The organism is Streptomyces sp. NPDC033229, from assembly GCF_055576875.1.
In genome coordinates this window covers 203,819-226,016 of record NZ_JBVIQR010000002.1, presented here as the reverse complement: position 1 = coordinate 226,016, position 22,198 = coordinate 203,819, and the positions used below count along the sequence as shown (strand labels likewise).

General features: G+C 70.9%; 19 protein-coding genes and 1 pseudogene. 9 read left to right on the top strand and 11 right to left on the bottom strand.

The window, feature by feature from the left end; genetic code table 11:
* Window positions 1-257: 257 nt before the first annotated feature.
* Together typA and ACZ53N_RS02920 are read right to left on the bottom strand one after the other, a co-directional pair.
* A complete protein-coding gene (typA, locus tag ACZ53N_RS02925; protein WP_390149224.1) occupies window positions 258-2,162 on the bottom strand; it encodes a translational GTPase TypA in 1,905 nt (634 codons plus the stop codon).
* Window positions 2,163-2,335: 173 nt separating this feature from the next.
* Window positions 2,336-4,291, bottom strand: coding sequence for an ABC transporter family substrate-binding protein (locus tag ACZ53N_RS02920; RefSeq protein ID WP_469139190.1), 1,956 nt, complete (start codon window positions 4,289-4,291; stop codon window positions 2,336-2,338).
* Between the two features lie 305 nt (window positions 4,292-4,596).
* Here ACZ53N_RS02920 and ACZ53N_RS02915 point away from each other — a divergent pair, with 305 nt between their 5' ends.
* From ACZ53N_RS02915 to ACZ53N_RS02895, 5 genes are all read left to right on the top strand, one after another.
* Window positions 4,597-4,884, top strand: a complete 288-nt coding sequence (locus tag ACZ53N_RS02915; RefSeq protein ID WP_469139189.1) for a hypothetical protein — start codon at window positions 4,597-4,599, stop codon at window positions 4,882-4,884.
* 63 nt (window positions 4,885-4,947) lie between these two features.
* Window positions 4,948-5,802 carry a hypothetical protein gene (locus ACZ53N_RS02910; protein ID WP_469139188.1) on the top strand — a complete coding sequence of 285 codons (855 nt, stop codon included), beginning with the start codon at window positions 4,948-4,950 and terminating at the stop codon, window positions 5,800-5,802.
* A gap of 16 nt (window positions 5,803-5,818) precedes the next feature.
* The gene (locus tag ACZ53N_RS02905) at window positions 5,819-7,768 is read left to right on the top strand and encodes a fumarate reductase/succinate dehydrogenase flavoprotein subunit (protein ID WP_469139187.1); all 1,950 of its coding nucleotides are present in this window, start codon (window positions 5,819-5,821) and stop codon (window positions 7,766-7,768) included.
* A complete protein-coding gene (locus tag ACZ53N_RS02900) occupies window positions 7,769-8,539 on the top strand; it encodes a succinate dehydrogenase/fumarate reductase iron-sulfur subunit (RefSeq protein WP_469139186.1) in 771 nt (256 codons plus the stop codon).
* 113 nt (window positions 8,540-8,652) lie between these two features.
* Window positions 8,653-10,635, top strand: coding sequence for a TPM domain-containing protein (locus ACZ53N_RS02895; RefSeq protein ID WP_469139185.1), 1,983 nt, complete (start codon window positions 8,653-8,655; stop codon window positions 10,633-10,635).
* Window positions 10,636-10,655: 20 nt separating this feature from the next.
* Here the strand turns inward: ACZ53N_RS02895 and ACZ53N_RS02890 are convergent, their stop codons facing one another.
* The 6 genes from ACZ53N_RS02890 to ACZ53N_RS02865 form a co-directional block, all read right to left on the bottom strand.
* A complete protein-coding gene (locus ACZ53N_RS02890; protein ID WP_469139184.1) occupies window positions 10,656-13,166 on the bottom strand; it encodes a SpoIIE family protein phosphatase in 2,511 nt (836 codons plus the stop codon).
* A gap of 194 nt (window positions 13,167-13,360) precedes the next feature.
* Entirely contained in the window at window positions 13,361-13,780 is a 420-nt protein-coding gene (locus ACZ53N_RS02885; RefSeq protein ID WP_356450148.1) for an ATP-binding protein, read from the bottom strand.
* A gap of 87 nt (window positions 13,781-13,867) precedes the next feature.
* Window positions 13,868-14,317, bottom strand: coding sequence for a (deoxy)nucleoside triphosphate pyrophosphohydrolase (locus ACZ53N_RS02880; protein ID WP_469139183.1), 450 nt, complete (start codon window positions 14,315-14,317; stop codon window positions 13,868-13,870).
* Between the two features lie 128 nt (window positions 14,318-14,445).
* Complete coding sequence (locus ACZ53N_RS02875; protein WP_130879686.1) at window positions 14,446-14,625, bottom strand: SPOR domain-containing protein; 180 nt, start codon at window positions 14,623-14,625, stop codon at window positions 14,446-14,448.
* 193 nt (window positions 14,626-14,818) lie between these two features.
* Window positions 14,819-16,486 carry an APC family permease gene (locus ACZ53N_RS02870; protein WP_469139182.1) on the bottom strand — a complete coding sequence of 556 codons (1,668 nt, stop codon included), beginning with the start codon at window positions 16,484-16,486 and terminating at the stop codon, window positions 14,819-14,821.
* Window positions 16,487-16,765: 279 nt separating this feature from the next.
* Window positions 16,766-17,518, bottom strand: coding sequence for a GntR family transcriptional regulator (locus ACZ53N_RS02865; RefSeq protein ID WP_469139377.1), 753 nt, complete (start codon window positions 17,516-17,518; stop codon window positions 16,766-16,768).
* Window positions 17,519-17,897: 379 nt separating this feature from the next.
* Here ACZ53N_RS02865 and ACZ53N_RS02860 point away from each other — a divergent pair, with 379 nt between their 5' ends.
* The 3 genes from ACZ53N_RS02860 to ACZ53N_RS02850 all read left to right on the top strand — a co-directional run bounded on the left by ACZ53N_RS02860 (window position 17,898) and on the right by ACZ53N_RS02850 (window position 19,074).
* Window positions 17,898-18,167, top strand: a complete 270-nt coding sequence (locus ACZ53N_RS02860; protein ID WP_469139181.1) for a type II toxin-antitoxin system Phd/YefM family antitoxin — start codon at window positions 17,898-17,900, stop codon at window positions 18,165-18,167.
* On the top strand, window positions 18,160-18,423 hold the full coding sequence (locus ACZ53N_RS02855) for a type II toxin-antitoxin system RelE family toxin (RefSeq protein WP_469139180.1): 264 nt from the start codon (window positions 18,160-18,162) through the stop codon (window positions 18,421-18,423). The genes ACZ53N_RS02860 and ACZ53N_RS02855 overlap by 8 nt, the downstream gene beginning before the upstream one ends.
* A gap of 69 nt (window positions 18,424-18,492) precedes the next feature.
* On the top strand, window positions 18,493-19,074 hold the full coding sequence (locus tag ACZ53N_RS02850) for a Uma2 family endonuclease (RefSeq protein ID WP_469139179.1): 582 nt from the start codon (window positions 18,493-18,495) through the stop codon (window positions 19,072-19,074).
* Between the two features lie 61 nt (window positions 19,075-19,135).
* Here the strand turns inward: ACZ53N_RS02850 and ychF are convergent, their stop codons facing one another.
* Window positions 19,136-20,224, bottom strand: a complete 1,089-nt coding sequence (ychF, locus tag ACZ53N_RS02845) for a redox-regulated ATPase YchF (RefSeq protein WP_362219537.1) — start codon at window positions 20,222-20,224, stop codon at window positions 19,136-19,138.
* Window positions 20,225-20,454: 230 nt separating this feature from the next.
* Between ychF and ACZ53N_RS02840 the strand changes: the two genes are divergently transcribed.
* Window positions 20,455-21,069 (top strand): DUF6542 domain-containing protein, encoded by a 615-nt coding sequence (locus ACZ53N_RS02840; RefSeq protein WP_469139178.1) that lies wholly within the window; start codon window positions 20,455-20,457, stop codon window positions 21,067-21,069.
* Here ACZ53N_RS02840 and ppgK read toward each other — a convergent pair.
* Window positions 20,966-21,730, bottom strand: coding sequence for a polyphosphate--glucose phosphotransferase (ppgK, locus tag ACZ53N_RS02835; RefSeq protein ID WP_469139177.1), 765 nt, complete (start codon window positions 21,728-21,730; stop codon window positions 20,966-20,968). The two genes, ACZ53N_RS02840 and ppgK, sit on opposite strands and share 104 nt — an antisense overlap.
* A gap of 69 nt (window positions 21,731-21,799) precedes the next feature.
* Window positions 21,800-22,078 (bottom strand): annotated as a pseudogene (locus tag ACZ53N_RS02830) (4-hydroxy-3-methylbut-2-enyl diphosphate reductase); the annotation flags it as partial.
* Window positions 22,079-22,198 lie beyond the last annotated feature (120 nt).

Sequence of the window (22,198 nt, the reverse complement as noted above, 5' to 3'; positions counted from 1 at the left end):
CCCGGAGGCTTTAAATCCGGACAAAGTGATCACAGACAGACACACGCGAAACGGACTGTTAACACGAGTTACGGATTTTCCCGTCCGCTCACCGGACGTCCGGAGGGGTAAACCTGACGGATAATCCGTTGCCATCCGGCCCCCGAGCATGCCAGAGGCCCGGGGCCACCGCTACGAGTAGCGGGGCCCCGGGCCTCGAGGCCACCCGGCGGACCGGGCGGGATGCACAGAAGGGCCGGCGCCTGGCGCCGTGTCCCTTAGCGCTTCGCGCGGGAAGCCGTGCGGCCGCGCTCCTTCTGGTCCAGGACGACCTTGCGGATGCGGACCGCCTCCGGGGTCACCTCGACGCACTCGTCGTCGCGGCAGAACTCCAGGGACTGCTCCAGCGACAGCTTGCGCGGCGGGACGATCGCCTCGAAGGAGTCGGCGGAGGAGGAGCGCATGTTGGTGAGCTTCTTCTCCTTGGTGATGTTGACGTCCATGTCATCGGCGCGCGAGTTCTCGCCGACGATCATGCCCTCGTACACCTCGGTGCCCGGGTCGGTGAAGAGCACACCGCGCTCCTGGAGGTTCGTCATCGCGAAGGCGGTGACGGCACCGGCGCGGTCGGCGACCAGGGAGCCGTTGTTACGGGTCTTGAGCTCGCCGAACCACGGCTCGTGGCCCTCGTGGATGGAGTGGGCGATACCGGTGCCGCGGGTGTTCGTCAGGAACTCCGTACGGAAGCCGATGAGGCCACGGGACGGGACGACGAACTCCATGCGGACCCAGCCGGAGCCGTGGTTGGACATGTTGTCCATGCGGCCCTTGCGGGTGCCCATGAGCTGCGTGACCGCGCCCATGTGCTCCTCGGGCACGTCGACCGTGAGGCGCTCGACCGGCTCGTAGGTCTTGCCGTCGACCTGCTTGGTGACGACCTGCGGCTTGCCGATGGTCATCTCGAAGCCCTCGCGGCGCATCTGCTCGACCAGGATGGCCAGCGCCAGCTCACCGCGGCCCTGCACCTCCCAGGCGTCGGGGCGCTCGGTGTCCAGGACGCGCAGCGAGACGTTACCGATCAGCTCGCGGTCCAGACGGTCCTTGACCTGGCGGGCGGTGACCTTGCGGTCCTTGACCGCGGACTTGGCGTCCGCGCCCTTGCCCGTGCCACCGCGGCCGACCAGCGGCGAGGTGTTGGTGCCGATGGTCATGGAGATCGCGGGCTCGTCGACCGTGATCAGCGGCAGCGCGATCGGGTTCTCCGGGTCGGCCAGGGTCTCGCCGATCATGATGTCGGGGATACCGGCGACGGCGCAGATGTCACCCGGGCCGGCCACCTCGGCGGGCTTGCGGGTGAGGGCCTCGGTCATCATCAGCTCGGTGATGCGGACGTTGGACACCGTGCCGTCACGCTTGATCCACGCGACGGTCTGGCCCTTGCGCAGCTCGCCCTGCTCGACGCGGAGCAGCGCGATACGGCCGAGGAAGTTGTCGGCGTCGAGGTTGGTGACGTGGGCCTGCAGCGGCGCCTCGTCCTCGTACGTCGGGGCCGGGACGTGCTCCAGGATGGTGGAGAAGAACGGCTCCAGGTTCTCGCTGTCGGCGGGGACGGTGCCGTCCTCCGGCTTGGTCAGCGAGGCGATGCCGTCACGGCCGCAGGCGTAGACGATCGGGAACTCGATCTGGTCCTCGTCGGCGTCCAGGTCGAGGAAGAGGTCGTACGTCTCGTTGACGACCTCGTCGATGCGGGAGTCCGGGCGGTCCGTCTTGTTGATGCACAGGATGACGGGCAGCCGCTTGGCGAGCGCCTTGCGCAGCACGAAGCGGGTCTGCGGCAGCGGGCCCTCGGAGGCGTCGACCAGCAGCACGACCGCGTCCACCATCGACAGACCACGCTCGACCTCGCCACCGAAGTCGGCGTGGCCGGGGGTGTCGATGATGTTGATCGTGATCGGGTCGCCACCGTCCTTCGGGTGGTACTTGACCGCCGTGTTCTTGGCCAGGATCGTGATGCCCTTCTCACGCTCCAGGTCGTTGCTGTCCATCATGCGGTCGTCGAGGGACTCGGCGGCGTGCGCGGCGAAGGCGCCGGCCTGCTTGAGCATGGCGTCGACGATGGTCGTCTTGCCGTGGTCGACGTGGGCGACGATGGCGACGTTACGAATGTCGTGGCGGGTGGGCATACTTGCGGCGCTTCTCCCGGGTTGAGGATGGCGTCGCGTACGGTCCGGTACGCGCGCCCGCCGGGCAGAACACGCCACGGCCACTCTCCATGGTACGGGGCCGAGCCGACTACAGCCTCCCCAGCCCGCTGGGAGCACCTCTGACCTGGGGTTACTCCGGGGAAGTGGAGTATCTACCCAGCCGTTTGTGCCCGGAAACCGAGGTCCTGGTACCGGGGAGTGGCGAGACCGAAGGCGCCGGCGTTGACCACCGTCTTGCGGACCCCCGTCAGCTCCGGGCGCTGAAAGAGGGGGATCGACCCGGCCGCGGCCCAGATCCGGGCGTCCGCGCGGGCGATCAGATCACGGGAGGCGTCGGCGTCCAGCTCGGTGGAAGCCTGGTCGAACAATTGGTCGATCTGGTCCGTGCCGACCCGGGTGTAGTTCTGCTCCACCAGCAACGAGCCGTCGGCGGCGGGCTGCGGCTTGGCGAAGACCGGGCGGGCGTCGGTGGCCGGGAAGGCGGTGGCGGGCCAGGAGTAGAGGGCCAGGTCGTAGTCGCCGGCCGCGATGTGGTCCTTGAAGTAGCCGCCGCCGTCGACCTTGGTGATCTTCGTGCCGACGCCGACCGCGGCCAGCTGCCGGGCGATCCCGTCGGCGACCCCGTGCAGCGGCTCGGTACCGGCGCCGTCCGGCACGACGAAGCGCAGGGTGAGCTTCTTGCCGTTCTTGATCCGGGCCGGGGCCGCGGGGGCCGCCTTGCCGCCGTCCCGGTCGCTCTTCGGGTCCTCTTCCTTACCGGCCGAGCCCTTCCCGGCCCCGTCCTTACCCGTCGAGTCCTTCCCGGCCGCGTCGGCGGGGTTGCCAGTAGCCTTCGTGCCGCGCCCCGCCCCCTTCTCCCGCCAGCCCGCGTCGGCCAGCAGCGACCGGGCCGCCTGGGCGTCCTTGCCGCCGATGGCGTCGCTGTTGTCCTCGTAACCGTCCTGGCCGGCCAGCAGCACATGGCTGCCGAGCGGCTCGGCGGGCAGCCCCAGGGGGCCCAGCACGGACTCGGCCAGCGCCCTGCGGTCGATGGCCCGGGCCACCGCCTTGCGCACCCGCTCGTCGGCGAGCGGGCCGGTGGAGCCGTTGAGCGCGAGCTGGGTGTAGGCGGGCTCCAGGGATTTACGGACGGTCACCTTGCGCAGCCCGGCGGTCGCGGCGTCCCGGGGCGGGTCGTCCAGGGCGGGCTTGCCCTTCGACGCCGCGGTGTCCTTCTTCGGCGGGTTGTTGGCCAGGGTGATCCGGGCGGCGTCCGCCGGGGTGATGTCGGCCAGGTCGAGCAGGCCCTTGGCGAGCGCGTCGGCCCGCTCCCCGCGCGGCACGGCCCGCAGGACGAGCTTGTCCAGCCGAGCCCGGTCGCCCCACCACTTCGGGTTGCGTTCGAGGGTGAGCGTGCCCTCCTTGTTGTCCCGCGCGCCCATCTTGAAGGGGCCCGCGACGGTCTTCAGCTCATTGCGGGCGCCGTCGTTGAAGGCGTTCCCGTTGCCCATGACGCTCTTGGGGTACAGGGGGGTGAAGAGCGCGGGCCAGTCGGCGTAGGGCTTCGCGAAGGTGACCTTGACCTCGTGGGCGTCCGCGCCCCGCTCGATCCGGTCGATCCGGTCGTAGCCCGCGTTCCGGGCCGTCCAGTACGCGCTGTCCTTGCCGCGCAGGGCCTTCCACTGCGCCTCGAAGTCCTCCACGCCGATCGCCCGCCCGTCGCTCCACACCGCCTTGGGGTTGAGCTTGTAGACGACGACCTGCCGGGGCTCGCGCTGGACGACCTCCGCCGACCTCAGGAAGTCCCCGTCGCGCTGCGGGCGCCCCCGCTCGTCCATGGTGAACAGGGCGGGCAGCACGGCCCCCGCGACGCGCTGGGTGGCGTCGTCCGCGTCGGCCTGGAAGGCGTTCAAGGTGCCGGGCAGGGCGTCCACCGCCCAGTTCAGCGTGCCGTTCCCAGCGGTCTGGGCGGGCGGGAGCGCGGCGATGTCCCGCGGCGCCCCCGCCCGGTCGTCGCCGCTGTCACCCGCGCCGCAGCCGCCGAGGACGGGCAGCGGGAGCAGCACACCCGCGAGCAGAAGGACGGAGCGGCGAGGACGGGACCGGGGGCGGGTCGAGAGGGGGGCCATGGTGATACCTCCGCCGGACTGGGCCGGGATCGTTCATTCGGCGTAATGCGCCGCTGATCGCATCTACTGCCCACCACTGAATGCGACGGTCCGCGGGAAGCCGGGCCGACACGGCGCCGTCGGCGAACACGCCACCCGCCTGGTCGAACGGCTCGGCGAAGGGCGGTCGCACGGCGAATGATCCCGCGAACGGGAGATCACGGCGGCTATCTTCCCCTGGAGGGCTGTGACGCGCGACACTCTCAGTCGCATCAGCGTCTCCACCCGCAACAGCCGACCGCCGACCGCGGAAGTGAGGGCAAACCATGTCCTTGAATGACGACTTGACGGCCGTTCAGCGCTCTTTGGACGATCTCGACCGCTCGCTCGGGCAGCTGGAGAAGGACCTGGACCCGGGCGGCCTGGACATGCGACGGGTACGCACCGACGCGAGCCATCTGCGGGAGAGCTTCGCGCTGCTGCGCGGCACCCCGCCGGCCGAGCGGCCGGCCCCGCAGAAGGTGACGATCCCCGACACCCCGTACGACCGCTCGCTGTGGTCGGACGCCGAGGACGACGAGGGCCTCGGGGCCCGCGACCGGCGCGCGCCCTGACGACCGCGGTCCGTTCCGACACGGAAGGCACCGCCCACCCCTCGCTCCTCCCCGGAGTCCCTCTTGGCCACTGGTACCGAGCCCGAAACCAACGCGGCCCCCGCCGTCACCGCCGGTGACCGCGCGCGCGGCGGCGTCCACCACCCCTCGCGCGCCGCGATCCCGGACCGCCATCTGCGCCGTGACCGCTGGTGGCTGGCGCCCGCCGGCACGGCCGCCGGGCTGTTCGCCTTCATCGTCTACTCCACCTGGCGCGCCTTCGCCGACACCGACTACTACGCGGCGCCCTATGTCTCGCCGTTCTACTCGCCCTGTCTGGCGGAGAACTGCGTGCCGATGCGCGGCGGCCCCAACTGGGAGATCTTCGGCGCGTGGTGGGGCCTGTCCCCCGCCCTGCTGATCCTGATCTTCCCCCTCGGCTTCCGGCTGACCTGCTACTACTACCGCAAGGCGTACTACCGGGGCTTCTGGGCCTCGCCCCCCGCCTGCGCCGTCGCCGAGCCGCACCGGACGTACAGCGGTGAGACCCGCCTCCCGCTGATCCTCCAGAACGTCCACCGCTACTTCTTCTACTTCGCGGTGCTGGTCGCCGGGATCCTCACCTACGACACCGTGCTCGGCTTCCGTGACGAGCACTACGCGTGGGGCCACATGGGCCTGGGCTCCCTGATCCTGCTCGTCAACGTCGCACTGATCTGGGCGTACACCCTCTCCTGCCACTCCTGCCGGCACATCGTCGGCGGCCGGCTCAAGCACTTCTCCAAGCACCCCGTCCGCTACCGCCTGTGGGGCTGGGTCTCGAAGCTCAACGCACGGCACGCGCTGCTCGCCTGGGCCTCCCTGATCAGCGTGGCGGTGGCCGACTTCTACGTCTATCTGCTCGCCACGGGCGCCTTCGACGATCCGCGCTTCTTCTAGGAGAGGGACACATCTGATGACGCAAGTCGACCGGCAGTCCTGGGACGTCGTCGTGGTCGGCGCGGGCGGCGCCGGCCTGCGCGCGGCGATCGAGGCCCGCGAGCAGGGCGCGCGGACGGCCGTCATCTGCAAATCGCTGTTCGGCAAGGCCCATACGGTGATGGCCGAGGGCGGCATCGCCGCCAGCATGGGCAACGTCAACGCGGGCGACAACTGGCAGGTCCACTTCCGCGACACGATGCGTGGCGGGAAGTTCCTCAACCAGTGGCGGATGGCGGAGCTGCACGCGCAGGAGGCTCCCGACCGGGTCTGGGAGCTCGAGACCTGGGGCGCGCTCTTCGACCGCACGCCCGACGGGCGGATCTCCCAGCGCAACTTCGGCGGCCATGAATTCCCCCGGCTCGCGCACGTCGGCGACCGCACGGGGCTGGAGCTGATCCGCACCCTCCAGCAGAAGATCGTCTCGCTCCAGCAGGAGGACGAGCGGGAGTTCGGCGATCACGAGGCGCGGCTGAAGGTCTTCCAGGAGTGCACGGTCACCCGGGTGCTGAAGGAGGAGAACGGCGAACGGGTCTCGGGCGTCTTCGGCTACGAGCGGGAGTCCGGGCGCTTCTTCGTCATGGAGGCGCCCTCGGTGGTCCTGGCCACCGGCGGCATCGGCAAGTCCTTCAAGGTGACGTCCAACTCCTGGGAGTACACCGGCGACGGGCACGCGCTCGCGCTGCTCGCCGGGGCGTCGCTGGTCAACATGGAGTTCGTGCAGTTCCACCCCACGGGGATGGTCTGGCCGCCGTCGGTGAAGGGCATCCTGGTCACCGAATCGGTCCGGGGCGACGGCGGGGTGCTGCGCAACAGCGACGGCAAACGCTTCATGTTCGACTACGTGCCCGACATCTTCAAGGAGAAGTACGCCCAGTCCGAGGAGGAGGGCGACCGCTGGTACGAGGACCAGGCGAACAACCGTCGGCCGCCCGAGCTGCTGCCCCGTGACGAGGTGGCCCGTGCGATCAACTCCGAGGTCAAGGCCGGGCGGGGCTCACCGCACGGCGGGGTGTTCCTGGACGTGTCGACCCGGCTGCCCGCCGAGGTCATCAAGCGCAAGCTGCCCTCCATGCACCACCAGTTCAAGGAGCTGGCGGACGTGGACATCACGGCCGAGCCCATGGAGGTCGGCCCCACCTGCCACTACGTGATGGGCGGCGTCGACGTCGACCCGGACACCACGGCCGCCGTCGGCGTCCCGGGCCTGTTCGCGGCGGGCGAGGTCGCGGGCGGTATGCACGGCTCCAACCGGCTCGGCGGGAATTCCCTCTCCGATCTGCTGGTCTTCGGCCGCCGTGCGGGACTGCACGCGGCGGAGTACGCCACCGGGCACGCGAGTGCGGACCGCCCCGCACCCGCCGGGTCCGACATCGACCTCGCGGAGGCGGAGGCGCTGCGCCCGTTCAGCGCGGAGGGTTCCCCGCCGGGCATCGAGCCGGGGCGCCCGCCGGAGAATCCGTACACCCTGCACCAGGAGCTCCAGCAGACGATGAACGACCTCGTCGGCATCATCCGGCGGGAGCCCGAGATGCGTCAGGCGCTGGAGAAGCTGGCGCAGCTGCGGGACCGGGCGGGGCGCGCCGGGGTCGAGGGGCACCGGCAGTTCAACCCCGGCTGGCACCTGGCCATCGATCTGCGGAACATGCTGCTGGTCAGCGAGTGCGTGGCGCGGGCGGCCCTGGAGCGCCGGGAGAGCCGCGGCGGTCACACCCGCGACGACTACCCGGACATGGAGCGGCGCTGGCGCCGGGTCAATCTCGTGTGCCGGCTGTCCGGCGGCCCGGCCGAACCGGCGACCGGTGATCCGGCGCTCGGCCGGATCCGGCTGGAGCGCCGGGAGACCCGGCCCATCCGCGCGGATCTTCTCGGGCTGTTCGAGAAGGACGAGTTGGCGAAGTACCTGACGGACGAGGAGCTGACCTGAGTGAGCTCGTACGAGGCCCACTTCAAGGTGTGGCGGGGCGACGCGGACGGCGGCGGCCCGGCCGACTTCACGGTGGAGGTCAACGACGGCGAGGTCGTCCTGGACATCATCCACCGCATCCAGGCCACCCAGGCCCCTGACCTGGCCGTGCGCTGGAACTGCAAGGCGGGAAAGTGCGGTTCCTGCAGCGCCGAGATCAACGGCAGGCCGCGGCTGCTGTGCATGACGCGGATGTCCGTCTTCGACCGGACGGAGACGATCACGGTCACCCCGCTGCGGGCCTTCCCCGTGGTCCGGGACCTGGTCACGGACGTGTCCTTCAACTACGCCAAGGCGCGGGAGATCCCGGCCTTCGTCCCACCGGCGAAGCTGGCACCGGGCGAGTACCGGATGCGGCAGGAGGACGTGAACCGCTCACAGGAGTTCCGCAAGTGCATCGAGTGCTTCCTGTGTCAGGACACGTGTCACGTGGTGCGTGACCACGAGGAGAACAAGACCGCCTTCGCCGGGCCGCGCTTCCTGATGCGCGTCGCCGAGCTGGACATGCACCCGCTGGACGCGGCGGCGGAGGCGGGCCTCGACCGCAAGCGGACGGCACAGGACGAGCACGGGCTCGGCTACTGCAACATCACCAAATGCTGCACGGAGGTCTGCCCCGAGCACATCAAGATCACCGACAATGCGCTGATCCCGCTGAAGGAACGGGCGGTGGACCGCAAGTACGACCCGCTGGTCTGGCTCGGGAACAAGATCCGCCGGCGCGAGCCCTGAGGAAGCCGCGCGAGCGGGGCGGCGCCCGCCCCGCTCGGCGGCCCCGCCACGGTGCGTGGACGGCCCGGACCTCCCGGTAGCGGGCCGGACGATACGGCCATACGCTCCGAAATGTGACGCAGCTTTCGAGGCGGGACGGGCCGAGGGCGGCAGGCTGGGCCGTCGTCGGCGCCCTCCTCGCGCTGTGCGTCCTGCTGCTCCCGCCGATGGCGTCCGCACGCGCCGACACCCCCCTCGACCTGGACTCCCCCGGGCGGATCACCGACACCGTCGGCGCCCTCGGCCAGCGCCGCCACCAGGTCGAAGCCGCTCTCGGCCGGCTCCACGCCGAGCACCGGATGCGGCTGTACGTGACCTACGTACGTGACTTCTCCGGCCGCGACGGCCACGACTGGGCGGACGCCACCGCCGACCGCAACGGCCTCGGCCCGCGCGACGTGCTGCTCGCCGTCGGCACCCATGTGCGCCGCTACGCCGTCTCGGCCGCCACGGACTCCGGCTTCCGCCAGGACCAGCTCTCCGAGGTCGCCGACACCGCCATCGCCCCCGCTGTCAAGGGCCACGACTGGGCGGGCGCCGCCATCGGCGCCGCGGACGGCTACCGGGCGGTGCTGCGCGGGGAACGGGTCCGGGCGCCCGTCATCGTCCCCGGCAACAGCGACCCCGGCGGCGGCCTCGTCCCCGGCAACCGCCGGGTGTGGCTGCCGACGGCCCTGGCCGCCGGGGCCTGCCTGACCGGCCTGTACGTCTGCTCCCGGCGCGCGGCCCGCCGCCGCGCCGGGAGCCGGCCACCGGTCCTCGCCACGAGCACCCCGCCCGGCCTCGCCCGAATGGCCCAACCGCTGACACCGCTCCCCGAGCTGGACACCGAGGCCGCACGGAACCTCGTCGGAACGGACGACGCGGTCCGCACCAGCGCCGAGGAACTCCTCTTCGCCAGGGCCCAATTGGGGGTCGCGGTGACCCGCCCGTTCGCCGAGGCCGTGGCCTACGCGCGGGGCGAGCTGTCCGACGCCTTCCGGCTGCGGCAGTGGCTGGACGACAACCCGTACGAGGAGGAGGAGATCCGCCGCCACGCGCTGGACGAGATCTGCTCCCGCTGCACCAGCGCCAACCGGCGCCTCGACGCCGAGTCCGAGGCCTTCGACCGGCTGCGCGACATCAAGGTCAACGGCGCCGGGATACTCGCCCGGGCCGAGGCCGCCGCCAAGGCCCTCACACCCCGCCTCGACGCGGCCGAGGCCGCGCTCGCCTCCCTCGCCCACCGCTGCGCCGACAGCGCGATCGACACCGTCGCCCGCCACCCCGCCGAGGCCCGTGACCGTCTCGCCTTCGCCACCGCCGCCCTCACCGAGGCCCGCGGCGCCCTGACCGCCCGAGACGGCGACCGGGCGGCCATCTCCCTGCGGGCCGCCGAGGCCGCCCTGTCCCAGGCCCGCACCCTCACCACCGCCGTGCTGCGGCGCACGAGCGAACTCACCGGGGCGACCGCACGGCTGCGCGCCGCCCTCGCCGACGCCAAGGCCGCCCCGATCCCGGCGGCGGACCTCGACCGACGGGCCGCACGGGCCACCGAGGTGCTGGCCGAGGCGGAGCGGGAGATGGCGACCGGGCGCTACGACCCCGGGACCCTGCTACGCCGGGTCGAGGAGTCGGCGGCGCTGCTCGACGCGGTCTCCGGGATGCCGCCGGGCCGGAGCGAGCAGCGCCGACGGGCACGACTCGCGCGGGCGATGCCCGCCACGCGGGGCGAGGTGGCGGCGGCCCGGGACTTCATCAGCACCCACCGGGGCGCGGTCGGCAGCCGCGCCCGCACCCGGCTGGCCGAGGCCGAGCGGCATCTGGCCCTCGCCGAGTCCCTGGGCAGGACGGACGGGGCCGCCGCCCTGCACGAGACGGGGGAGGCGGACTCCCTGGCCCGCCAGGCCCGGGCCCTCGCCGAACACGACGTCGGCAGCTACGGCCAGCCCTACGATCCGGCGACCCCCCGCCCCACCCGCGCCCTGGGCGGCGCCCTCCTCGGCGGCATCATCCTCGCGGGCCTCCTCCCCGCGTCCTTCGGCGGCGGGGCGACCCGGGGACGGCTGGCGGGCTGAGGCGGGGCCGGGCGGCGCCTTCAGTACAGGCTCAGCAGCGCCTCCACCGCGTCCGGCGGCGGGGTGTCACCGTCAGGGAGGGCGAGCTCGAACCAGACCGTCTTGCCTATCGGGGTGCGGCGGCTGCCCCAGGCCGCACTGAGGAGGCCGACGAGCTGAAGGCCCCGGCCGCCCTCGTCCGTGTCGCGGGCCCGGCGGCGGCGCGGCTGGACGAGGCCGCCGTCCCACACCTCGCACACCAGGGTGCGGTCCAGGAGCAGCCGGAGGCGGATCTCCCCCTCCCCGTACCGCAGGGCGTTCGTCACCAGCTCGCTGACCAGCAGCTCGGTGGTGTCCACCAGGTCTTCCATGTCCCACGCCCGCAGCTGGTCGCGGGCCATCTCGCGTGCCCGCGCCACCGAGCGGGCCTCGGGCGGGAGCGTCCAGTCGCCCACATGCGTCTCGGGCAGTCCCCGCAGCCGCGCCATGAGGAGCGCGATGTCGTCCTCGCCGTGGTGCGTGTCCAGCGCGCTCAGCACGTGGTCGCAGACCTCCTCCAGCGGGCGGGAGGGGTCGGTGAGGGCGTCGCGGAAGGCCTGGAGGCCCTCGTCGAGCGGGTGGTCACGGGACTCGACCAGGCCGTCGGTGTAGAGGGCCAGCAGCGCGCCGTCCGGCAGCTCGATATCGGTCTCCTCGAACGGCTCGCCCCCGACGCCGAGCGGCATGCCCGGCAGGACGTCCAGCAGCCGTGCGGGCCGGCCCGCCTCGACCAGCACCGGCGGCAGGTGCCCGGCGTTGGCGACCGTGGCCCGCCGGGTCACGGGGTCGTACACGGCGTAGACGCACGTCGCCAGGTACACCTCGGAGAGGTCCGCAGCCCGCACGCTGCCCCGCACCCCGCGCGAGGCGGACTGCTTACCGCCGGGCGTGCCCAGACCGTGGGCGATCTCGTCCAGCGCGGAGAGCACCTCGGCCGGCTCCAGGTCGAGCATGGCGAGGGTCCGTACGGCCGTGCGCAGCTCACCCATGGCGACGGCGGCCCGCAGGCCGCGCCCCATGACGTCACCGACGACGAGAGCCGTGCGGTGCCCGGGCAGCTCGATGACGTCGAACCAGTCGCCGCCCACCTCGGTGGCCGTATTGCCGGGGAGGTAGCGGGCGGCGATCTCCAGCCCGGCCGCCTCCGGGGCGCCGGGCGGCAGCAGGCTGCGCTGGAGTATCAGCGCCCGCTCGTGCTCGCGCCGGTACAGCCACGCGTTGTCGATGCAGACGGCCGCGCGCGCCGCCAGCTCCACGGCCAGCGCGGTGTCCCGCTCGCCGAACGGCTCGCTGCCCTTCGTCCGGGAGAACTGCACCAGTCCCACGACCGTGTCCCGGGCGACCATCGGCACGGCCAGGGTCGACTGCACGACCGCCCCCAGCTCGGGCCCCTCCTCGCTCTCCCGGCGCGGAACGGTCTGGACGTGCGCGGTCCGCAGCGCCCCGGCGCACGGCGAGTGGAAGGGGTAGCGGTGCACCTCGCCGACCTGGATGGGCTTGTCGGTCCCGTCGACCGGCGCCCCGGACACGGCGCTGGCGTACGCGACGCGCCGCAGTTCACCACTGCCGTCGGCGAGGCCGGGCGGCGCCTCGTCACCGACGAGCAGACCTTGGTAGAGGTCGACGGAGGCCAGGTCGCAGAACTGCGGGACAGCGACGTCGAGGAGCTCCCGCGCCGTGGTCTCCAGGTCCAGGGAGTTGCCGATCCGCGCGCCCGCCTCGTTGAGCAGCGCCAGGTTCCGGCGGACGCCCGCGGCCTCGCGCTCCGCGCGGCGCCGGCCGGTGACGTCCGTGGCCAGCGCGGCCACCCCGATCGGCCGCCCGCTGCCGCTGTGCAGCCGGTACAGCGACACCGCCCAGCGGCGGCGCTCGCTGCGCCCGGGCACGGGCCCGACGAGCTGGATGTCGGACACCGGCTTGCCGCTGTCGAGGACTTGGCGCAGCGCGGAGGTCAGCCGGTCGGCCTCGTTGCGGGGCAGGAAGTCGTGCGGGGTGCGGCCGCGGTGCCAGCCGGCCGGGCGGCCGAAGGTCTGGGCGAAGCTCTCGTTGACCCGAAGGAGCGTCAAATCCGTACCGAAGAAGAAGAAGCCGAGGGGAGATTGACCGAAAACGGCCTCCGAGGCGGCGATGTCGGTCTCTATCGCCCGCAGGGCCCGTACGTCAACGGCCACACAGAGCGCGGCCCGTTCACCGCGCTCGTTCTCGGTGGGCATCACATAGATCTCGGCGAGGCCCTGCTCGTGGCCGTCGCGCCGGTAGGGGACGAGGCCGGTCCACTCACGGCCGTCGAGTCCGCCCTCGCCCAGGAAGGGGGCGCCTGTCTCGCCGCGTTGACCCGGCACGGCGGGGGCGAACACTTCGAGGGGGTCTCTGCCGACGGCCTGCCGGGCGTCTATGCCGAAGAGCTCGGCCGCGCGCGCGCTCCACTGCTCGATCCGCCCGTCGGGCCCGAGGGAGAAGGACGCCACGCGAATGTAGTCGTAGAGGGATCCCGGCGGACTGTTCTGCCACATCGCTGCGGCATCCGGTCCCCCCGGCGTTCCCGCTCCCGCCGTACCCGCTGGCTTTTCGCTCACGTGCCCGTCCCCTCCGGCTCATGTGCTCGCACCGGCATCAGAAGGCCGAGTATCCAGCACAGGGGCCCTTCGGAACACGGACTTCACGATCACAGCACGGTCTCAACCCGCTATGTCTTCTCCCCGGGTTCCTAACCGGGCAAGCCCAGCTCGAACCACACCGTTTTGCCGGTGTTCCCGCGACGGGTTCCCCAGCGGCGGGAGGCGAGGGCCACCAGTTGCAGTCCGCGGCCCCCCTCGTCGTCGGGTTCGGCGACGCGCTCGCGGGGCGGATCGGGCAGCGGGTCGGAGACCTCGACGAGGAGGACCGGGCCCGCGTGCGAGTACATCCGTACGCCGATCGGGCCGCTCGCGTACCGCAGGGAATTGGTGACCAGCTCGCTGACCAGCAGGACCGTCACATCGGTGACGCCCGCCATGCCCCATTCCTCAAGGGTGTCGCGCACCAGGGTGCGGGCGGTCCGTACGGCGCCCGGCTCGGCGGGGAAGCTCCACTCGGCGAATCCGGGCGTGGATGCCAAGGTCCCTGCGCTGTCGCTCACGCCGACCACTTCCCAGACCGCTGCGACCCCACCGGTATGACCGGATTTGGGGAGAATAATCAGCACATACCCGCATCTGGGGTCTGACTATCTTCCTCAGTGGTCCCGGACCGTCTCCTGTGGCACGGATGGCGTATCGGAATCGGTCACTCCAGCGCTGAGCAACCGGGCGGCGGCGGCCACCGCGGGGCGGTCCTGGTCCAACCAGTCGACCTCGCCCACCCGGTCCGGGGTGAGCCAGCGCAGCTCGTCGTGGTCCTGGAGCGGGCGGGCCTCACCCGCCAGCAGCCGGGCCGTCCAGACATGAAGCACGTACGGCGGCTTCAAGGGCCACTCGCCGTCGATACGGGCGAGCGGCTCGACCTCCACGCCGAGCTCCTCGCGCAGCTCCCGCACGAGCGCCTGCCGGGCGCTCTCGCCGGGCTCGAGCTTGCCACCGGGCAGCTCCCACCGACCCGCCAGCTCGGGCGGGGCGCTGCGCCGCGCGGCGAGCAGCCGCCCCCGGTCGAAGACCGCTCCACCCACCACCACACGTACCGTCGTCATGGGCGGAGCCTATGTGCCGGGGGCCCACGCGCACGCACCGGGAGACCGCGCGCGACGAGTCCTGACGCGACGAGTCCTCAAGCGAGACCGCCCGTCCTCCCAAGAGACCGCCCGCCCCCTTGAGAGACTTAGGAGACAGCCCGCCCCACGCGCTCGACTATGTAGAGCTGCGGGTGACCGTGGGTGTCCAGCCGGTCGGCCACCTTCTCGGCCTCGGTCTTCGTGGCGTAGCGGCCGACGCGGTAGCGGTTGCCGTTCTCGTCCTGGCGGATCACCAGCCAGGGCAGGACCGGTCCAGTCTCATTCATCGCCCCGCCCTTCCGCTGTGGCGTCGCACACCGGCGTACGCCCGTCGGCGCCTTCCGAAGAAACCGCAGTCCGCATATGCCCGAGCGTACGCCCGACCTTTACGCAGCGGATACGGGTTTTCACGAAGAGGTACGCATTTGGCCACCCACGGGCATCCGTGGGTGGCCAAATCAGCGTTCGGCAACGGGAAGGCTACGCCTTCGCCGCCTCCTTCTCGGCCGCCTTGGCGAGTTCCGCCTCTTCGCGCTCCTCGGCCTCGGCCATGGCCGTCATCTCCTTCTCGACCTCCACCAGGGTGGGGTTGCGCCAGGCGCTGCGCACGCCCCACAGATAGAAGACGAGGGCGATCAGGACGACCACGACGATGTCCCAGCCCTGGGCGAGATAGCCCTGGCCACCGAACTCGGTGCCGCCGGCCCAGGACACGAAGGCCATGACCAGCAGGTAGGTGACCATCCAGGCGCCGGCCTTGAGGTGCGGCTTGAGCTCGGCCCACGGCTTGCGCAGCTCGTACCAGGCCCAGATCGGCAGGCCGATGGCCATGATGAAGATGACCTTGCCCGTCAGCGGCCAGCGCGCCCAGTACATGACCAGGGAGCCGAAGATCATCGCTATGGGCGCGATGACCGGCATGGCCTTCAGCTTGACCGGGCGCTTCATGCCGGGCGCGATGCGGCGCAGCGACATCACGGCGACGGGGCCGGTGATGTACGAGATGACCGTGGCCACACCGACGATCTCCGCTATCGAGCCCCAGCCGCGGAAGACGGCCAGGAAGATGAACGAGATCACGAGGTTGAGCAGCAGCGCCGGCTTCGGCACACCGGTCTTGGGGTCGACCTTGCCGAAGACCTTCGGCAGGTGGCCGTTCTCCTGGACACCGTTGATCATGCGCGAGGTGGTGGCCGCGTAGATCATGCCGGTGCCGGACGGGGAGACGAAGGCGTCCGCGTAGAGCAGCAGCGCCAGCCAGTTCAGGCCCCAGGCGATGGAGAGGTCCGCCAGCGGGGACTTGTAGCCCAGCGCGTTCCAGCCGCCGGCCGCGGTGAGGTCCTGGGCCGGGACGGCCATCAGGAAGGCCACCTGGAGGGCGATGTAGATCACCAGGGCGATCAGGATGGAGCCGATGACGGCCTTCGGCAGCGACTTGCCCGGGTTACGGGCCTCGGCGGCCATGTTCAGCGGGGACTGGAAGCCGTTGAAGGCCCAGACGATGCCCGCGACGGCGACGGCGCTGAAGACGGCGCTCCAGCCGTTCGGCGCGAATCCGCCGTGGTCGGTGACGTTGCTCGTGTCGAAGTGGGCGAAGATCAGCGCGCCCGCCGTGAGCACCGGCACGACGACCTTGAACACGGTGATCGCGTTGTTCGTCTTGGCGAACAGGGTGATCGCGAACCAGTTCAGGAAGAAGTAGAAGACCACCAGGACGCTGGCGCACGCCAGACCGGTGCCGGTGAGCTCCTTGCCGTCGAACAGGCCCTGCGCCCAGCCGAAGTCCCACGAGCTCATGTACTGGATGGACGCGGTCGCCTCGCCGGGAATGACGGAGACGATGGCGATCCAGTTGGCCCAGGCGGCCATGTACCCGGCCAGCGAGCCGTGCGAGTACTGGCCGAACCGCACCATGCCGCCGGCCTTCGGGAACATCGAGCCGAGCTCGGTGTACGTGAGGGCTATGGTCAGCGCCACGACGGCGCCGATGACCCAGGCGAGGATCGCGGCCGGACCGGCCAGCGCGGCGGCTCGCTCGGCTCCGAAGAGCCAGCCGGAGCCGATGATCGACCCGAGACCGACGGCCGTCAGGGCCGCCGTGCCCAAGCTCCGGCGGTAATTCGAGTGGGAACCCTGTTCGGTACTCAAGCCCCGGATCTCCTTTTCTTCCTACTCCCCCACGGCACGACACAAACCGCGCCATCGTACGAGCGAATTGGCGCGGTCCGTTCCGCAAAAACGCTCTGACCTGGGCGTATGTGAGGTTTGCAACACAAAGATCCACCTTGCCGAATCAGGACAAGCTAGGCCAAAGTGCGCATATTCTTCCATGGGCGCAAGCCGACGTAGGGTGCATTTCCGGACGTCAACTCTCCGTCGCCGCCTTCGAATCGCTATCGGGACGGCCGCGCCACTTTCACGTCATCTTCACTTCACCGGCAGGTGGTAGGCGACCCGGTGCCGCTCGGCGAGCATGACGATGTCCGCCGTCTCGACCGGACAGCCCCCCGCGAGATACGTGCGCGAGACGACCAGCACGCAGTGACCGGGCACCCCGCCGAGCGCCAGTGCCTCCTCGGCCAGCCCGGGGCGCGCGCTGACCTCCTCGGTGACGTTGTCCACGATGAGATCGATGGCGGCCATCCGCTCGACCACCCCCTTGCCCGCCAGCGGCCCCTCCTCGGGCAGCATCACGGGCGTCCGCCCGGTGACGGCCAGCGGCTCCCAGGAGGTGGAGACCATGGCGGGCTCCCCCGCGGCCCGGAAGAGATACCCCGTCCGCATCACCCGGTCACCGACCGCGATGCGCAACCGCCGCGCCACATCGGCACCGGCCGCCACCTGCTCACTGCGCGACTCCCAGGTCCCCTTGACCCGGTCGTCGGCCTGCTCCTGCCGGAACGGCGTGGAATCTCCCACCGACCGGTACCCCGTCCGCACGAGCGCCCGCGGCACGGGCTGCTCCCGCACATACGTCCCCGACCCGGACCGGCCCTCGACCAGCCCCTCGGCCATCAGCACCTTGCGGGCCTCCAGGGCGACGGTGTCCGAGACCCCGTACTGCTCGCGAATGCGCGCTTGGGAGGGGAGCCGGGTATGCGGCGGCAACTCGCCTGCGACGATCTTCTGGCGAAGATCACCGGCGACGCGGAGATATGCGGGCTGGTCACCGAAGGCCACGGCCACTCCCATCAAGTTGACAGTCCGCAACAGCTTGGCAACCGATGGTTGTGATCCGCAACTCAAGGCCAAGGATTCACTAGATGTGGTGAATTGCAGCTCAGCGGCGTGTGATCAGGCGACGCCCGCACATGCACCCAGCACTGCCCCGGGGCACATCCCCTCATACCCCGCGGAAGGCACGGATACGGAGCGTGACCGCGCGGCGGGGCGGGGCCGGGGGGTGCGGGAACCTTGCGGACGACTGCTGGGGGCACGGGTACGGCCCGGATGCCCCGTACGGCGCCAAGCCGGGCAGCGCCGCGGCGCGAGGCGGGGCCAGCGCTGCGCCAGCTCTGCGCCGTTGTGTACACATGGCACACTCGGTACCGTTGAGCGCATGACACAGCCGCTGCCCATAGAGTCCATTCGTGACGTCCGCGCGCACTTGGCCGAGGTCGTCGAGCGGGCCGACCGCGACGACACGCCGACGGTCATCACGCGGCGGGGCAAGGAAGTCGCCGCCGTCGTCTCGATCGAGGTCCTGCGCAAGTACCAGCAGTGGGAAGAGCGCGAGATCAACCGCATCATCGACGAACGCATGGCGAACCGGTCGGCCGGCATCCCGATCGAGGACGTCATGAGGGAGACGCTGGCGCGCAGTGAGTGAGTACCGCACCGTCTTCCACCCCGAGGCCCGGGCCGAGCTCCGGAAGATTCCCCGAGATGCGGCTCTCCGCATTCTGACGAAACTGACGGAGCTGGAGACCGACCCCCTCGGCTTCAACACCACCGCACTCGTCTCCCAGCCGGAGCGCCGCCGACTCCGCATCGGCGACTACCGCGTCATCTACACCCTCGACAACGGCGAACTGGTCGTGTGGGTCGTGCACGTCGGACACCGCTCCACGGTCTACGACACGTGAGGCTCCTCAAGCGTTGTGGATCACCGGATCGACGCCCCCTCGTGCGGCCGCAATCGCTACGGTGGAGTCATGACCGCCCTGCCCGACTGGATGATCCCGCCCCGTCCCGAGGGATGGTTCGCGGAAGATCTGGACCGCCTGCCGGATGCCCCCCGCCACACCGAGTTGATCGACGGAGCCCTCGTCTTCATGATGTCGCCGCAGCGGTGGTGGCACGGCCACCTCGTCACCGTTCTCACCGTCGCACTCATGGAGCAGGCACCGGAAGGACTCGCGGTCGGCCGAGAGATGACCATCCGGCTCGACGAACGCAATCGCCCCGAGCCCGACCTCCTGGTGGCCACGACCCCTTACGACCCTGACCGCACCTGGTTCGCGCCGGAGGACGTCCAGCTCGTGGTCGAGGTCGTCTCGCCCGAGTCCGCACACCGCGACCGCACGGTCAAGCTGCGCAAATACGCGCAGGCCGGCATCCCCCACTACTGGTGCGTCGAGGACGAGGACGGCGCACCTGTCGTCCATGTCTACGAGCTGGACGAGCCGACCGGCGTCTACGCCCCGGCAGGGATCTTCCGCCACGCCCTCCAGCGTGAGCTGCCCTTCGAGATCGGCCTCGATCTCGACAAGCTCGTGCCGCGCAAGAGCGGGTGAATCGACGCGAGAAGGGGCCGCACTCCAGGAGTGCGGCCCCTTCTGACGTTCGCGTTCGCGATCAGACGTTGAAGCGGAACTCCACCACGTCGCCGTCCGCCATGACGTACTCCTTGCCCTCCATGCGGGCCTTGCCGGCCGCGCGGGCTTCGGCGACGGAGCCGGTGGCGATCAGGTCGTCGAAGGAGATGACCTCGGCCTTGATGAAGCCCTTCTGGAAGTCGGTGTGGATGACACCGGCCGCCTCGGGGGCCGTGGCGCCCTTCTTGATGGTCCAGGCGCGGGTTTCCTTGGGGCCGGCCGTCAGGTAGGTCTGCAGGCCCAGGGTGGCGAAGCCGACGCGGCCGAGGGTGGCCAGGCCGGGCTCCTCCTGGCCCATGGACTGCAGGAGCTCCAGCGCCTCGTCGTCGTCCAGCTCGATCAGCTCGGACTCGATCTTCGCGTTGAGGAAGATCGCCTCGGCCGGGGCGACCAGGGCGCGCTGCTCGTTCTTGAAGTCCTCGTCGACCAGTTCGTCCTCGTCGACGTTGAAGACGTAGAGGAACGGCTTGGTGGTCAGCAGGTGCAGCTCGTGCAGCAGGTCGCCCTGCTCGGTGCCCTTGGTGATGCCGGCCGAGAAGAGCGTCTGGCCGGACTCGAGGATCTTGCGGGCGGACTCCACGGCGGCCAGGACCGCGACCTTCTCCTTCTGGAGACGGGACTCCTTGGTCAGGCGCGGGACGGCCTTCTCGACGGACTGGAGGTCCGCGAGGATCAGCTCGGTGTTGATGGTCTCGATGTCGTCCTTGGGCGAGACCTTGCCGTCGACGTGGACGACGTTCTCGTCCTTGAAGGCGCGGATGACCTGGCAGATCGCATCGGACTCACGGATGTTCGCGAGGAACTTGTTGCCCAGGCCCTCGCCCTCCGAGGCACCACGCACGATGCCCGCGATGTCCACGAAGTCGACCGTGGCGGGGAGGATCTTCTGCGAATTGAAGATCTCCGCGAGCTTCTGCAGACGGGGGTCGGGGACACCGACGACACCGACGTTGGGCTCGATGGTGGCGAACGGGTAGTTGGCCGCCAGTACGTCGTTCTTGGTCAGGGCGTTGAACAGGGTCGACTTGCCGACATTCGGCAGGCCGACGATTCCGATCGTGAGCGACACGTGGCGACTTCCCGTAGCGAGATTCCCGTAGCGGCGCGGGCGGCGGTTCGCCGTGCGTCGTCCGGGAATGGTGTAAAGGGTCCCGGCCCCCGGCGGGGCCGGTCAACCAGTCTACGGGTCCGCGCCGTGACCCCGCCCCGAACGGGCAGTCCTTCGAACGCTTGGGCAAGGTGGCTCAAAGCGCGTGTCCAACGCCGGATTCCTCCCGCTTCCCGACCTACTTTGGTCGGGTGGAGCAACCCAGCACACATACCCCGCAGCGCAAGGCCCGCCGCACGCCCCCCGTGCCGCGCCCCGCTGCCCCCGTAGGACAGGGCGAACACGCGACCGTCTACCGGTCGGGGCCCGGGCCCGGGCTGCCGCCGCTGCGGCAGGCGCTGGAGCGGATGCCCGCCGCCCGGCTGACGGGGCTCGGCAGCGGGCTGCTCACCGCGCTCGGGATGCTGGCGATCGGCGCGGCGGACTCGGCGCTGCTGGACGGCTCCCCCGCCGTCTACGGGGTGTTCTTCATCATCGGCAGCGCGGCCTGCGCGCTGTGGGTGCGGCCCGCCGACCTGGTCACCGCGCCGATCAGCGCGCCCATCGCGTACGCCGTCGGCGGGGTGCCGATCAGCGGCGGCGGGGGCGGCTTCGGCACCCAGCTCATGGGGCTGATCACCCTGCTCTCACTGAACGCCGGGTGGCTCTACGCCGGCACCCTGCTGGCCGCGCTGATCGCCCTCGTCCGCAGGATCGCGCTGATCAGAGCGCGAAGGCGGGAGCGGAGCCGGCAGCGGAAGCGGCCATCGCGGCCCCCACGATCCCCGCACTGTTCTCCAGCCGGGCGGGAACGATCTCCGCGCTGACCCCCTTGATCAGCGGCAGGAACTTGTCCGCCTTGCGGCTGACGCCGCCGCCGATCACGAACAGCTCGGGCGAGAAGAGATTCTCGACGTGCAGCAGATACCGCTCGACCCGCTTGGCCCAGCGCTCCCAGCTCAGACCCTTGTCCTCCTTGACCCGCGTCGAGGCGCGGGTCTCCGCGTCGTGACCGCGCAGCTCCAGATGGCCGAGCTCCGTGTTGGGCACAAGGGTGCCGTCGATGAACACGGCGCTGCCGATACCGGTACCGAAGGTGAGGACGATGACCGTGCCCTTGCGGCCGCGGCCCGCGCCGTAGTGCATCTCGGCGAGCCCGGCGGCGTCCGCGTCGTTCAGTAGCGTCACCGGCGCCCCGAGCCGCTCGCCCAGCAGGGCTGCCGCGTCCCGGTTCACCCAGTCCTTGGAAACGTTCGCGGCCGTGCGCGTCGTCCCGCCGACCACCACACCGGGGAAGGTCGCCCCGATCGAACCGCCGGACCAGCCGAAGTGCTCCACGACCTCGCGGACACAGTCCGCCACCGCGTCCGGGGTCGCCGGATGGGGGGTGAGGACCTTGAACCGCTCCTCCGCCAGCTCACCCCGGGCCAGATCGACCGGTGCGCCCTTGATGCCCGATCCGCCGATGTCCACGCCGAATACGTCCATGACGACCACGCTAAGGGGTGCCGCCGCGCGACACCCCCCGTACGGCCCGTACGGCCCGGGCGGATGGGCTCAGGCGGTCCCGGACGCCCCGGACGATTCGGACGGCTCCGCCGACAGGTCCGCCGCCTCGGCCCGCAGATCCCGGCGCAGCTCCTTGGGGAGCGAGAAGGTGATGGACTCCTTGGCGGCCGTGATGACCTCGACGTCGGCGTAGCCGCGCTCGGCGAGCCACTCCAGGACGCCCTCGACGAGGATCTCGGGCACCGACGCACCGGAGGTCACACCGACCGTGTGCACGCCCTCCAGCCACGCCTCGTCGATCTCGTCGGCGAAGTCCACCAGGTGGGCGGGGGGGGGGGGGGGGGGGGGGGGGGCCAAGCCAAGACAGGTGGAAGTGGAGGGGATTTTGGCGCCGTCGCCCATCAAGAGATCGATTCCCCTCCCCCCCTTCTTGCCCTTCGTCTTCTT